12 protein-coding genes and 3 tRNA genes are annotated in these 13,207 nt (G+C 22.2%); 7 read left to right on the top strand and 8 right to left on the bottom strand.

All coding sequences use genetic code 11. The features are described 5' to 3' along the window. Positions 1-9: 9 nt before the first annotated feature. The gene (locus AB4W63_RS01365; protein WP_367680815.1) at positions 10-432 is read right to left on the bottom strand and encodes a hypothetical protein; all 423 of its coding nucleotides are present in this window, start codon (positions 430-432) and stop codon (positions 10-12) included. 34 nt (positions 433-466) lie between these two features. Further along, positions 467-1,054 carry a flagellar basal body protein gene (locus AB4W63_RS01360; protein ID WP_367680814.1) on the bottom strand — a complete coding sequence of 196 codons (588 nt, stop codon included), beginning with the start codon at positions 1,052-1,054 and terminating at the stop codon, positions 467-469. 108 nt (positions 1,055-1,162) lie between these two features. On the opposite strand from AB4W63_RS01360, the gene flgA reads away from it, so the two are divergent. Together flgA and murJ are read left to right on the top strand one after the other, a co-directional pair. Then, positions 1,163-1,831 (top strand): flagellar basal body P-ring formation chaperone FlgA, encoded by a 669-nt coding sequence (flgA, locus tag AB4W63_RS01355; protein WP_367680813.1) that lies wholly within the window; start codon positions 1,163-1,165, stop codon positions 1,829-1,831. A 303-nt stretch (positions 1,832-2,134) separates the two neighbouring features. After that, positions 2,135-3,682 (top strand): murein biosynthesis integral membrane protein MurJ, encoded by a 1,548-nt coding sequence (gene murJ, locus AB4W63_RS01350; protein WP_367680812.1) that lies wholly within the window; start codon positions 2,135-2,137, stop codon positions 3,680-3,682. 44 nt (positions 3,683-3,726) lie between these two features. Here the strand turns inward: murJ and AB4W63_RS01345 are convergent. Continuing rightward, a tRNA-Ser gene (locus AB4W63_RS01345) sits at positions 3,727-3,813 on the bottom strand. A 218-nt stretch (positions 3,814-4,031) separates the two neighbouring features. On the opposite strand from AB4W63_RS01345, the gene AB4W63_RS01340 reads away from it, so the two are divergent. After that, positions 4,032-4,102, top strand: a tRNA-Cys gene (locus AB4W63_RS01340). Between the two features lie 46 nt (positions 4,103-4,148). Beyond that, positions 4,149-4,236, top strand: a tRNA-Leu gene (locus tag AB4W63_RS01335). A gap of 86 nt (positions 4,237-4,322) precedes the next feature. On the opposite strand, the gene AB4W63_RS01330 is transcribed toward AB4W63_RS01335, so the two are convergent. Next, positions 4,323-5,186: a methyltransferase gene (locus AB4W63_RS01330; protein ID WP_367680811.1), complete on the bottom strand. Its 864-nt coding sequence runs from the start codon at positions 5,184-5,186 to the stop codon at positions 4,323-4,325. A 454-nt stretch (positions 5,187-5,640) separates the two neighbouring features. On the opposite strand from AB4W63_RS01330, the gene minC reads away from it, so the two are divergent. From minC to minE, 3 genes are read left to right on the top strand one after another with little or no spacing between them, the layout of a single operon-like run. Then, complete coding sequence (gene minC, locus AB4W63_RS01325) at positions 5,641-6,339, top strand: septum site-determining protein MinC (RefSeq protein WP_367680810.1); 699 nt, start codon at positions 5,641-5,643, stop codon at positions 6,337-6,339. 45 nt (positions 6,340-6,384) lie between these two features. Further along, positions 6,385-7,197 carry a septum site-determining protein MinD gene (minD, locus tag AB4W63_RS01320; RefSeq protein WP_367680809.1) on the top strand — a complete coding sequence of 271 codons (813 nt, stop codon included), beginning with the start codon at positions 6,385-6,387 and terminating at the stop codon, positions 7,195-7,197. Positions 7,198-7,200: 3 nt separating this feature from the next. After that, positions 7,201-7,458 (top strand): cell division topological specificity factor MinE, encoded by a 258-nt coding sequence (gene minE / locus AB4W63_RS01315; protein WP_367680808.1) that lies wholly within the window; start codon positions 7,201-7,203, stop codon positions 7,456-7,458. A 107-nt stretch (positions 7,459-7,565) separates the two neighbouring features. Here the strand turns inward: minE and tsaB are convergent, their stop codons facing one another. The 4 genes from tsaB to zwf all read right to left on the bottom strand — a co-directional run bounded on the left by tsaB (position 7,566) and on the right by zwf (position 13,031). Beyond that, positions 7,566-8,234, bottom strand: a complete 669-nt coding sequence (gene tsaB, locus AB4W63_RS01310; RefSeq protein WP_367680807.1) for a tRNA (adenosine(37)-N6)-threonylcarbamoyltransferase complex dimerization subunit type 1 TsaB — start codon at positions 8,232-8,234, stop codon at positions 7,566-7,568. A gap of 188 nt (positions 8,235-8,422) precedes the next feature. Beyond that, positions 8,423-9,994, bottom strand: a complete 1,572-nt coding sequence (locus tag AB4W63_RS01305; RefSeq protein ID WP_367680806.1) for a TerC family protein — start codon at positions 9,992-9,994, stop codon at positions 8,423-8,425. Between the two features lie 337 nt (positions 9,995-10,331). Beyond that, positions 10,332-11,222 carry a protease HtpX gene (htpX, locus tag AB4W63_RS01300; RefSeq protein WP_367680805.1) on the bottom strand — a complete coding sequence of 297 codons (891 nt, stop codon included), beginning with the start codon at positions 11,220-11,222 and terminating at the stop codon, positions 10,332-10,334. Positions 11,223-11,564: 342 nt separating this feature from the next. After that, positions 11,565-13,031: a glucose-6-phosphate dehydrogenase gene (gene zwf, locus AB4W63_RS01295; RefSeq protein ID WP_367680804.1), complete on the bottom strand. Its 1,467-nt coding sequence runs from the start codon at positions 13,029-13,031 to the stop codon at positions 11,565-11,567. Positions 13,032-13,207: the final 176 nt, after the last annotated feature.

The raw sequence follows: 13,207 nt of genomic DNA, 5'->3' as shown, positions 1-13,207 counted from the left end.
TATTGTATATCATTTCTCGATAATAGACAAAGTATTTAATATAATAGATTTATTAGAATTCAACATAGACAAATCAATTTTATACTGATTAGAAGATTCTATAAATCCTATATAATTATTAATAAAATCAAGATCTGACATTGAATTATACTTTTCATTGCTAAACTTATTGTTTTTTAAACTTTTACTTACAAAACCATCGTCAACTTTGTTTTCTTCAATTTTTAACTTAACACCTCCTATTTTACAAGAATTATCGTTTTTAATAGGACTAAATTTAAAAACAGCATTTTTTTGTTTATATAAATTATTATTTTCTCTTTTATATGAACAATGTTCTATATTTGACATTTTTTTAGCATAAAAATTCATACTATATTCCTGCGACTCTACTGCAGACCCTAATATTTTATATGTATCAAATATATCCATTTTATTTACCCTTACTTTTATTTTTAAATTTTTATTAATCTAAAACTTTTAGCATATTATCTATTTTATATTTTATAATAGCCAATTCTTTTTTATGTTCTAGTTCTGTTTCAACAAAACTTATCCTCTCATGAGTTAAATTAATTTCATTACTATTATCATTGTCATCTGTAATATTTAAGTTAGAATCGTTTGATTCTATTACATTTTTTAGCATAGAATCAGTTATTTCTTGATATAATAAATTATTCTTTTCATCAATATTTTCAATACTATTTTTAATATCGTTAAACAACGAATTTTGTATGTTAGAATGTAAATTCTTTTCATTAAAAGTAAAGTTTTCATCAATAGTTTTATCTACTGATATACTTTGTTTTAAGTTTTCCTTATAAATCTCAATAAAATTTTTTTTTTTACTGTTTACAGCAGAATTATTTTTTTTTATGTAAATTAAATCCTTTACTTTTTTTTTAAATTCATCTAAAAAATTTACATTTATTTTTTTATAATTAGGAGTATCAATATTAGCTATATTACTAGCTATACTACTTTCTTTTAATGTTAATAACTCTAACATCAATTTATCATTTTTAAAATATGTGTCTAATTTAGAAATCATAAAGTTCCTTAATCATATTATAAAATAATAAGTTTTTAATTAAAACTAACATTTATGTTTTTAAATACAATTAACATTTAAAATTAATTAATATATTAAAAAAATTCTATGAATCATTATAAGACAAAATCTTTTATATGCATAATTATATTCTTAATTAGTCTAAATAACGCATTTTCTTCAGAATTATCAAAAAAAATTATAAATTTCTTAAAAAGAAATGACCCTATCTATTTAAATCATATTGATTTAAAAATACTAACTAAAAAAAAATTGTGTGACACACCATATAATCCACGATTTATTCTTCCTTATCATTATAAAAAATGGGGAAATACAAAAATATTAATGGCAACTGCAGAAAAAACAATGCAAATAAATATATATATTAAAATTATTGGATGTTATTTTTTAACTAATAAGAAACTAGAAAAATATTCTATTTTAAATAATAATAATTTTATATCTAAAATTGGAAATTTCGACAGTTTACCACAAGATGCTATTCTAGATAAATATTTAATACTTAACAAAACAATAAATCAAAGTATGCACTCCCATCAAATAATTACTAGCTCTACTTTAAAACCTATTATTGTTATAAAAAAAAATGATATAGTAAAAGTTTTTTTTAAATCTTTAAATATATACATATCAACTATTGGAATCGCTTTAAATAATACTTGTATAGGAAATAAAGTAAAAGTTATTTTATATTCAGGTAATATAGTCACAGGTCAACTTGATAATGATGGAAACGTAAAATTATTAGTATAAATACGATGAAAATGTAAGAACGTTTTTTTAATATCTGTATTTTAACTTTAAAAAAATAAATTTTAAATTTATCTTATTTGTATTTAATAACCAATTTTCAACTAAAACAACTTTTAATGATAAATAACAAATGTTACACATTATAGTAAAAAGTTATTACTAGAGTATAAGTATGCATTATATTTACTTGCTTTATTGAGTTTTTTTAATTTTTTAAAAAACACACCGATTATTTTAAAATTAAGTAATTGAAATACATTTTGATTCAAATATTTCTCTAAAAAATATAGGAGGAAATAATATATGAATCTTTTTAAACCTTTTTTTATAAATAGCACTGTGATTTTGTTTTCTAGAATTTTAAGTTTTATAAGAGATATGTTAATCGCTACAACGTTTGGAGCTATTATAGAAACAGATGCTTTTTTTGTAGCCTTTAAAATACCCAATATACTACGTAAAATTTTTGCAGAAGGAGCTTTTTCTCAAACATTTATACCAATGCTAACAGAGTACAAAAATAAAAAAAAGTTTAAAAAAACTAGATTTTTTATATCTTATATTTCTGGAATGTTAAGTCTAATATTAATATTAATTATAATAGTAGGAATGATATTTTCTCCAGAAATCATTTTTATGACGTCTCCTAAATTTTATTCTGATTCAGAACTCTTTCACACTACTGTTATTCTATTAAGAATTATGTTTCCATATGTTTTTTTTGTATCTTTAGCATGTATGGCTTCTTCTATTTTAAATGTATGGAATTATTTTTTTTTACCAGCAATATCTCCTATGTTTTTGAACTTCAGTATTATTTTTTTTGTAGTTTTTTTACATTCGTATTTTAAAAAAAATATTTTTTGTTTAGCTTGGGGTGTTCTTGTAGGAGGAATAATACAATTTTTATATCAATTACCAAAAATACAACAAATACATATGTTACCGTATCCAGTTATAAATATAAAAAATAAAAGATTAACTAAAATGTTAAAAGGTATAATTCCAGCTGTTTTTGGAGTAGCTTTTTCTCAGTTATCAACAATAATAAATATTTTCTTTTCTTCTATTTTAGATGCTGGATCTATTTCTTGGATTTATTATGCTGATAGACTACTAGAATTTCCAACCAGTATATTAGGAATATCTTTAGGAACTATTTTATTACCTGTTTTAACAAAAAATGTTGTAAAAAATAATTTTTTAGATTATAAGAAAAATTTAGATTGGGGATTGAAATTATCTTTTATGTTAGGTTTACCAAGCAGTTTATTAATATATTTTTTAGCAAAACCTTTAGTAATTTCTTTATTTCAATATGGAAACTTTAATGATTTTGATACTTTTATGACAAAAAATACAGTTGAATCATATTCAATTGGAATTATTGGTTTAATTCTAGTAAAAATACTATCTTCTAGTTTTTTTGCTTTGAAAGATTTTACTACACCGATGAAATGTTCATTATTAACTATAATTATAAATACAGTTATAAATATATTCTTTATATATATTTTTAAACATGTAGGTCTTGCTATTTCTGTTTCAATATCAACCTGGATTAATGCTTTTTTATTGTACAAAAGTTTACGTTCTTTTCAAAAAATATCCTTTACATCTGAATGGTTGCAATTTTTATTAAAACTATTTATTTCTTTAATAGTAATGAACTATGTTATTACTATTATTTTACATAATATATGTGATTGGAGATATGGATCTATTATTTTTAGAATTTTACGTATAACTGGAACAATATTAATATCTTGGGCAACATATTTAATTACGTTTAACATATTAAATTACTGTACGTTTTACAGTAAAAGCTGTTTTAACATTAAAAAAAATTAATAGATAACTATTTTAATGAAATATACACTTTCTTTTTAAGTTTTCGGAGGAAGAGAGATTCGAACTCTCGGATGATTTTATTCATCGGCGGTTTTCAAGACCGCTGCCTTAAACCACTCGGCCACCCCTCCATATTTTTAAATAAATTTTATTTTTATTAAATTAAAATATATGAAATATATATCATATATTATGTACTCAATGCAAGTAATTTTACTATTTTATAGATAATAAAACATTTTGTTTTTTTTATTTATTCTGATATAATATTATCAGTTTCTATATACATATATTATATAAAAAGTTATTATTTTTTTAATATAATTTAAATATAGTTATATTACTTATAGGCGCGTTGACAGATCGGTTATGTAACGGACTGCAAATCCGGAAAACTCGGTTCGATTCCGGGACGCGCCTATATAAATATATATATATAGATATTTTTTAATCAAGATATGAAAATGCCCGGATGGTGAAATTGGTAAACACAAGGGACTTAAAATCCCTCGGCTGTAAATGCTTTGCGGGTTCAATTCCCGCTCCGGGTACCAAAATTTATAAATTTTTATTTTAATAAATTAAAATTTTATTAACTAAAAAAGTATTATTTCTTCACTTTCAGTAATATTAATTATGTTTAATTTAATCCTTGATAGATTTTATAATTTTTATTTTTTTTTAACATAAAAAATTTTTTAAAATATTTTTTAAAATAACTTTCAAAAAAGCAAGACGAGTTTGTTACAATTCTCAATTCTCCATTTTTTTTTAAAAAATTTTTAGATTGTTTGATTATATTTTTTAATACAAAGAAATCTAATTTTAAATCATTATGTATTGGAGGATTAGAAATAATTAAATTAAACTTCTTGTTTATTCTAGAAAAAATATTACTCGAAAATACAGATGCTTTTAAATTATTATTTTTAATATTTAATTTACTAGAATATAAAGATAAAGCACATTCATCTACTAGATTTATATTTATATTATTTTTATTTAACAATTTTAAAATTTGAATAGATAAAATACCTGACCCACATCCTATATCTAATACATCTCCATGAATTTTTTTATCTAACGTTGATAGTAACAATAAAGTACCAGAGTCTACTCCTGAATATCCAAATACTCCTGGAAAACAAGAAATATATATTTCATTCCAAAAATAACTTTTTTTGAAATTATTTAATACAAATAGATATTTTTTTTTTATTTTTCCATAAAATAAAGTACAACGATTTTTTCCTTGAATTTTTTCTAAATTAATCCATTCTTCTAGTATACCTTTAGCGCTTCTTACACCACTTTTATTTTTTCCTACAATAAATACTTCGGTTGAAATAGAAAATATAGACAGTAAGTATTTTATTTGAAAAATAGCTTCTTGTTTGTTTTTTGGCCAAAAATATACTATTGTATTACATATTTTTGAAAAATGTTCAGGAAGAAACACTCCAAAAAAAATTTTTTTTTTGTTATACTTCTTAATTTTTCCCATTTACTATATTTTATAGTATGTGTTATAGAAAAAATAGACTCTAATTTTACAGGTAAATCATCTTGAAAATTTCCTGAAAATAAAATTTTTTTTTTTAACAAATAAGAAAGATTATGAATAATCTTACTAGTAGAACTAAAGTTAGTCATATTTTTTCGTACACTCCAATTTAAAAAAATTACAAAAATAGACATATGATTTATAATCATAAATGTGTAGTAAATATATTTACTATATATAAAAAAACAAATATATATATGTTTTTTATATAAATAAATTTATATTTTTAATTTAAAAACAAAGTATCTATACTTAAAATAAAATCTTTGATAACATTTTATTAATTAATGATACTTAAAATCAATAGATATATATATATCTACTATTTATATAATAAATAATATCTTTTTTATATTTAACTCCATTTTTTTAAAAAATATCAAGCGAAATAGATATGTTTAATCAAGTTATAAAATTAAAAAGTAATAATTTTACTTTACTAGTTCTTTATTTACAAAATGATTCAACAAAAAAAATAAAGTATGCTTTACAAAAAAAAATACAAGAGTCACCTTCTTTTTTTAAAAATGCACCTATTATTTTAAATATTTCACAACTGTCTTGTAAAATCGATTGGAATTCAATTAAATATATTATTCAATCGTTAAAATTAAAAATTGTAGGTTTTATAAAATGTAAAAATGAAAAATTAAATGAAACCGTCCTTGATTCTGGAGTTCCTATTTTTTTTAAAACAAACAAATTAACAAATGCTGTACATATTCAAAAAAAAAAAAAAACTATTGATGTAAAATCAAGTCTTTTTTTTAAAAATAAAATTATAAAAAAACCGATACGATCTGGACAACAGATATATTCAAGTAACAGTAATATTATTATAATAAATAATGTTAATGAGGGATCTGAAATTCTTTCTAATGGAAATATTCATATATATGGAAAACTGAAAGGTAAAGCATTAGCAGGAATACAAGGTAATACACAATGTTATATTTTTTGCACAGAATTATTTGCTGAACTTATTTCTATTTGTGGTCAATTCTTGCTATTAGATCAAATCCCATCTGACTTAATTGGAAAATCCGTTCAATGTTATATAAAAAATGGAGCTATAAAATTATTAAAAGTATAATCTATAATTGTTTTTAACCAAATTACTCATTCTACAGGAAAATGTATGACACGTATTATCGTAGTTACATCCGGGAAAGGTGGAGTAGGGAAAACCACTTCAAGTGCATCTATTGCTACTGGTCTAGCTAGACTTGGACAAAAAACTGTAGTTATTGATTTTGATATTGGATTAAGAAATCTAGATCTAATCATGGGATGTGAAAGAAGAGTTGTCTATGATCTCATAAATGTCATACAAGGTAATATAGAGCTTAATCAAGCTTTAATAAAAGATAAGAACACAAAAAATTTATTTATTCTACCTGCTTCTCAAACAAGAGATAAAAATTCACTGCATAAAACAGGAATAAAAAATCTTTTAAAAAAACTAACAATTATGAATTTTGACTTCATCATTTGCGATTCTCCAGCTGGTATAGAATCAGGAGCTATTATACCTATATATTTTTCTGATGAAGCTATAATAGTTACCAATCCAGAAGTTTCTTCTATTCGAGATGCTGATCGAATTTTAGGTATTATTTCCTCAAAATCACAAAGAGCTGAAAAAAATCAAAAGCCTATCAAAGAACATTTGCTTATAACTAGATATAATATTGAAAGAGTTAAAAAGGGAGAAATGCTAAGTATAGAAGATATAAACAACATATTATGTATACCTCTATTAGGAGTAATCCCAGAAGATTTATCAGTACTAAAATCTTCTAATCAAGGAAAACCTGTTATTTTAAATAAATCTTCAGAAGCCGGTCAAGCTTATTCTGATGCAACTAACAGATTAATGGGTAAAAAATGTCCTTTTCGATTTATTAAAGAAAAAAAAAGAAATTTTTTTCAACGATTTTTTTGGAGATAACATATGTCTTTACTTAATTTTTTCTTTTCTAAAAAAAAAAAAAAAACAGCTAAAATTGCAAAAAATAGATTAAAAATTATTATAGAAGAAGAAAGAAAAAATAAAAAATTAAACCATTATTTACCAAAACTTAAAATAGATATTATTAAAGTTATATGCAAATATATAAAACTAGATCCTAAAACTACTAATATTCAACTAGAATACAAAGAAAATAAAATGTCTATATTAGAACTTAATATAACTTTTATAGAACAATAAAAAAATAAATTTTGTGTATTAACTATAATAAATATATTACATTCAGTAACATAAAATAATAAAACTAAAAAATACTTTAATTTTTAGTTTTATAAAAGTATTTTTGTTTAAGATAAATATTTATTTAAATAAACAGGCTCTATTTTATGAGCAGGAAAAATAATATTTTTTTGAATATATAATAATGAAGTTGGAAAAATGTAACGTATATTAGGATATGTTATATCTTTAATATTTTTTATACATCGACTTGTGTTAGGTATTTCAGACCATGCTGATCCTACAGAAATATATACGCTATTTATCATATTTACTTTTTTTAAAATAGTTTTTCTATCTAGTAATACTTCTGTATTTTCTCCAATCCAAAATCCATATTTGTTTTTTTTATATTTGCCCCAATAAAATTTTTCTTTTGTAGCTTTCATTGCTACTATAACTTTATTAAATTTTTTTTTTTTTGAAACTTCTTCTGCCATTAATATAAAAGTAGAAACACTTAATATTGGAATATTTAATCCTAATGAAAGACCTTGAGCAATATTACAGGATATTCTTAATCCTGTAAAATTTCCAGGTCCTTTAGAAAAAGAAATATAATCCAAATCTTGTACCTGAATTCCATGAGACGTCAATAAACTATTTATACAATTATAAATATTAATATCTTTTATTCTAAAATTAAATAAAGAACTAGTATAAATACTATTATTTTTCAATAATGCTATTGAAGCACAGCTAAATGTCATATCAATTGCTAAAATATTTAAACACATACTATTAAACCATATTGAATAATATTTAAATAAAAATTTATAAATAATTAATAAAAACTATAATTTCATCACACTAAAAATTTATTTATTTCTAATAAAACCATTTTTATTTATAATTTTAAAAATTTATTAAATGAAAATTTTTTTTTCTATATTAAGTATTGTTTTAAGTAAGAAGAAATTTCTTCTTAAGTATCTTGTTTAGTTATTACAACTTTAACTAAATCTATTCTATATTGATTTGATTCTAATATGCAGCATTCTATAGGTGGAATTTTTACTATATCTCCTGGAATAGGCACATTTCCTTTTTCAGAAATTAATAATCCTGCTAAAGAAGCATTATTATTTCTATTTTTTGTGTTAATTATAATATTTAATGATTGTTCTAAAGTATGCAAGTCAGTTCCTCCTTTTATAATCCAAACACCTTTTTCGTTTTCTACTATATCTGGAGTCTCATCATCATCTGGAAATTCTCCTGCTATTGCTTCTAAAACATCAAGTGGAGTTATTAAACCTTGAACTACTCCAAATTCATTAGTCACAATAACTAAAATTCCTTTAGCTTTCCTTAATACTCCTAATAAATTAATAGGATTTAGTGTATCTGGTATAACTACTGGAGGTCTGTTAGATGCGAACTTAATTATATCAAACTTATTATTAAGAATCACTAGAATTTCTTTAGCTCTAACTACTCCTATAATTTTATCTAATTCTCCATCACAGACAGGAAATAAATTGTGAGGTGTATCTAATAATTTTTTTTGTATGTTACTCAATGAATCTTCTACATTAATCCATGATATCTCTCTTCTAGGAGTCATAATACTTTTAATAGATCTACCTTCTAACGTTAAAACTCCGTTAATCATGTACTTTTCTTCTTCTCTAAAATAATTTTTATATCTATTATTTTCTAAAATAGTTGGAGAATGCTTATTTTTTTTTAAAAAATCATATGTGCATTCTATTTTTTTATCCTTTATTATTAAATTAGAAATAGCTTCTGAAACTCTAACTCTTACAGGACGAAGTGATTGGTATTTTATAAGATTATTTTTATCTATCTGATTTAAACATTCTATAAATACAGAAAATACTATTGCTCCATATAAATACCCCTTAGGTATATAAAATCTAAAGGATTCTGATACCAAACTAACACCAATCATAATTAGAAAACTCAAACATAAAATAGTTATAGTAGGATGAAGATTTATAAAAGAGACTAATATTTTAGAAGCTAATAACATAAAAACTGTTGCTATAATTATAGCAACCACCATAATTAATAATTTATTTACCATTCCAACTGCTGTTATAATTGAATCTAAAGAAAAAATAGCATCTAAAATAGATATTTGGAATACAGTAATCCAAAAATTAGAATATTTTTTTTTTATATTTTTCTTTTTTTTAGCAAAATCTAACTTATCATGTAATTCCATAATTGCTTTAAATAAAAGAAAAGATCCACCAAATAATAGTACTAAATCTCTTCCAGAAAAATAAAAATATTTAAATACCAATAATGGATGATCTAAAGTAATTATCCAAGACATAAAATATAATAATGTTATTCGCATTACTAAAGTAATAGTCAAACCTAATATTCTAGCTTTATCTCTTTGTGAAGGAGATAGTTTTTTTACTAAAATAGAAATAAATATTAAATTATCAATTCCTAAAACTATTTCTAATGCGACTAACATTAATAAAGCAGCCCAATTTGACGAGTCTAAAAACAGGTACATTAAAAACTCCATATTAAATAGGGCAAAATATTAAATGTTACACTATTAAAAACAAATATATATAATTTACGAATAACTGAGATTTTTATAAATAAAAATTCTGTAAATATACTAAAAAATTGAGTTTTAACCTATAAAAAAATTCATAATTTAATTTTTAATTATTGAAATACAATTCTTTTTTTAAAAAAAAATAATAAAATTATATCGTTTTAATATTTTATACATTTAAAGTTTAAAACCGGTACATCTACTTAAATTTTTATTTTTATTAAATATGGTTGTAAATAAATTTAATCAGTCAAATTATCGTGTTTGACTGATTAAATCCTTTATTTTATAAATAATCTCTATTGTACAAAGCTTCTATTCTTTGCTGTAATGGTGGATGAGACATAAACATCTTTGCTAAATTAAAACTTTCTTGACCATGTATGCACAATGCAGTAACAGAAGAAATTCCTTTATTCATTTGGTCATTTTGCATTTGTAATTTTTTTAATGCAGCTACCATTTTATCTATTCCAACTATTTTAGCAGCTCCAGCATCCGCATAAAATTCACGATTTCGAGAAAACCACATAATAATAATAGTAGCTATTCCACCAAATACCATTTCAGTAAACATAGAAACTAAAAAATAAAATATTGGATAATTACTAGTATTTAAATTATCTTCATTTTTTTTTGAAGAGATAAAATTAGTAACTATAGTTGCCACTATTCTTGAGAAAAAAATCACAAAAGTATTTACAGTTCCTTGTATTAAAGTCATAGTGACCATATCACCATTAGCAATATGACTAATTTCATGAGCAATAACCGCTTCTGCTTCACTTTTATTCATATTCTGCAACAGTCCAGTTGTTACAGCAATCAACGCAGAATTTCGTCTAGGTCCAGTTGCAAAAGCATTGATTTCTAATGATGGATAAATAGATATTTCTGGAGTTGTTATTCCTACTATTTTAGAATATTTTTGAATTGTTTTAATTAACCATTCTTCTTGCTCAGTTTTTGCTTGCTTTACCAAAATTCCGTTAACTGCACGCAATGCTATCCACTTAGAAAATATTAAAGAAAAAAAAGAACCTCCAAAACCACATAATACTGACATTATCATTAAAGATTCGATACTATTTTGTTGTATTCCTACTATGAATAATAAAAATCCAAAAACTAACATAACTGATATATTAGTTAATAAAAAAAGAATGATTCTCATCATAAAATACATATTCCTCTTATGATTTTAAAATCGTTAAAAACATAAAAATATTTTTTAGCTAAATTAATTTTTTGTATATTTTATATAATTGATTTTGCATATATACGAAATACTCACAATATATATTATTGGTATTATTATGATATAAATGTTCACTTTTTTACATGAATGGTTTTTAATCTAAAACATTTTTTCAAAATAAAATCTTTTTTTAATATTCTATTAAAATTAACGCAAATTTATTAACCATAATTAGTTTTTTATTTATATTAAAATAACTAATATTTACTTAAATTGTTAAATAAAAAATAAGTATCTTTTATTAAAATTTTCTTTTTAAAACTAATTATTATGCCAATATCTACCATCTTTATTTAATAAAACATCAGAATTATTTGGTCCCCAACTTCCTGATTGGTATAAAATTGGTTTTAAATTTACATCTTTCCACGCATCTATTATAGAATCTATCCAACTCCATGCTAATTCCACTTCATCTCGACGTACAAATAAAGATTGATCTCCTTTTATAATTTCTAAAAATAATCTTTCATAATCTTTTAAAAATGTTTTATTTCTTTCTTTATAAATAAAATTTAAAGATTCAGTCACTAAATCGTTAGAATCATATAAACCTGGTTTTTTATTAAAAAAATTAATTTTTAATCCTTCATTAGGTTCTAAAGTAATAATTAATTGATTGCTGTTTCTTCTAGACAATGTTTTATTAAAAGTATTAGTAGAATCGTTTTTAAAATTTATTACTATTTCTGAACATTTTTTTAATAATCTTTTTCCTGTTCTAATATAGAATGGTACTCCATTCCATTGCTCATTATCAATTTCTACTTTTATAGCAATAAACGTTTCAGTATCACTTATATTTTTTTTACTTCCTAAATCATTTAAATATGATTGAACTGGTTTGTGATTAATAAAACCAGAATCATATTGTCCAAGAACTATATTATTTTTAACATTATTTTTAGTAATTAGCTTTAAACTTTTTAATATTTTTACTTTTTCATCCCTAATTTTATCTGCATTTAAAGAATGTGGTCTAGACATAGTGATAAGAGTTAAAAGTTGAAGTAAATGACTTTGAACCATATCTCGTGTTTGACCAGTACTACTAAAAAAATTAATCCTTCCCTCTATTCCAATTTCTTCCGATAAAGTAACTTGTACATTATCAATGACTGAATTGTTCCAATTTTTATAAATAAAAAAATTTGAAAACCTAAAATAAAGTAGATTTAAAACAGTTTCTTTTCCAAGATAATGGTCTATTCTAAAAATTTGATTCTCTCTAAAATATGTTCCTAATACATTATTTATTAACTTCGACGTTTTTAAAGAAGTTCCTATAGGTTTCTCAACTACAACTCTAGAGCTATAATTATTAAGATTAAACTTTTTTAGTCCTAAACAAACGTTGCTAAACGTATAATGCGGCATAGCTAAATAATAAATATATCTACTATTTTTTTTTTTTAATATATCTTCTAAAAGAAAAAAATTAGAATGATCAGCAACATCTAAATTACAAAAAATAAATCTAGATTTAAATTTATTGAATACTGAATAATCTATTTCTTTTGATAAAAAAGTTATTAAATTTTTTTCTATCATATCACAATATTCACGACTACTCCATTTTGCTCTTCCTACAGCAATGATGCGAGTATGTGCATGTATTTGTTGTTTACATTCTAAACTGTATAATGCAGGAATTAATTTTCTTCTAACTAAATCACCTTTAGCTCCAAAAATAACAATGTCATATAATTCTACTGAACTGTAAACCATAAATTTTATCCTGATAAACACAATTAATTTGTAATATTCTTATTTTTTTCTTTGTAATATAAAAAATATTTAAAATACAAATTTGAAAGAACTAAATTTATCCCTATATTTAAAAACATCTATATAAAGAGTTTTATTATATTTTTTTATTAAATTATATTTAAATAAAATATTAC

This window comes from Buchnera aphidicola (Anoecia corni) (assembly GCF_964056675.1).
In the GTDB taxonomy this organism is placed as follows: domain Bacteria; phylum Pseudomonadota; class Gammaproteobacteria; order Enterobacterales; family Enterobacteriaceae; genus Buchnera_E; species Buchnera_E aphidicola_B.
Note: the sequence above shows the minus strand (reverse complement) of the source record. Positions and strands in the feature narration are given on the sequence as shown.

Excerpts from the sequence above, each read along its gene's own strand:
- minE (WP_367680808.1), top strand. The coding sequence starts at position 7,201 with ATGTCTTTACTTAATTTTTTCTTTTCTAAAAAAAAAAAAAAAACAGCT.
- tsaB (WP_367680807.1), bottom strand. The coding sequence starts at position 8,234 with ATGTGTTTAAATATTTTAGCAATTGATATGACATTTAGCTGTGCTTCA.
- murJ (WP_367680812.1), top strand. The coding sequence starts at position 2,135 with ATGAATCTTTTTAAACCTTTTTTTATAAATAGCACTGTGATTTTGTTT.
- zwf (WP_367680804.1), bottom strand. The coding sequence starts at position 13,031 with ATGGTTTACAGTTCAGTAGAATTATATGACATTGTTATTTTTGGAGCT.
- htpX (WP_367680805.1), bottom strand. The coding sequence starts at position 11,222 with ATGATGAGAATCATTCTTTTTTTATTAACTAATATATCAGTTATGTTA.
- AB4W63_RS01365 (WP_367680815.1), bottom strand. The coding sequence starts at position 432 with ATGGATATATTTGATACATATAAAATATTAGGGTCTGCAGTAGAGTCG.
- AB4W63_RS01305 (WP_367680806.1), bottom strand. The coding sequence starts at position 9,994 with ATGTACCTGTTTTTAGACTCGTCAAATTGGGCTGCTTTATTAATGTTA.
- minD (WP_367680809.1), top strand. The coding sequence starts at position 6,385 with ATGACACGTATTATCGTAGTTACATCCGGGAAAGGTGGAGTAGGGAAA.
- flgA (WP_367680813.1), top strand. The coding sequence starts at position 1,163 with ATGAATCATTATAAGACAAAATCTTTTATATGCATAATTATATTCTTA.
- AB4W63_RS01330 (WP_367680811.1), bottom strand. The coding sequence starts at position 5,186 with ATGGGAAAAATTAAGAAGTATAACAAAAAAAAAATTTTTTTTGGAGTG.
- minC (WP_367680810.1), top strand. The coding sequence starts at position 5,641 with ATGTTTAATCAAGTTATAAAATTAAAAAGTAATAATTTTACTTTACTA.
- AB4W63_RS01360 (WP_367680814.1), bottom strand. The coding sequence starts at position 1,054 with ATGATTTCTAAATTAGACACATATTTTAAAAATGATAAATTGATGTTA.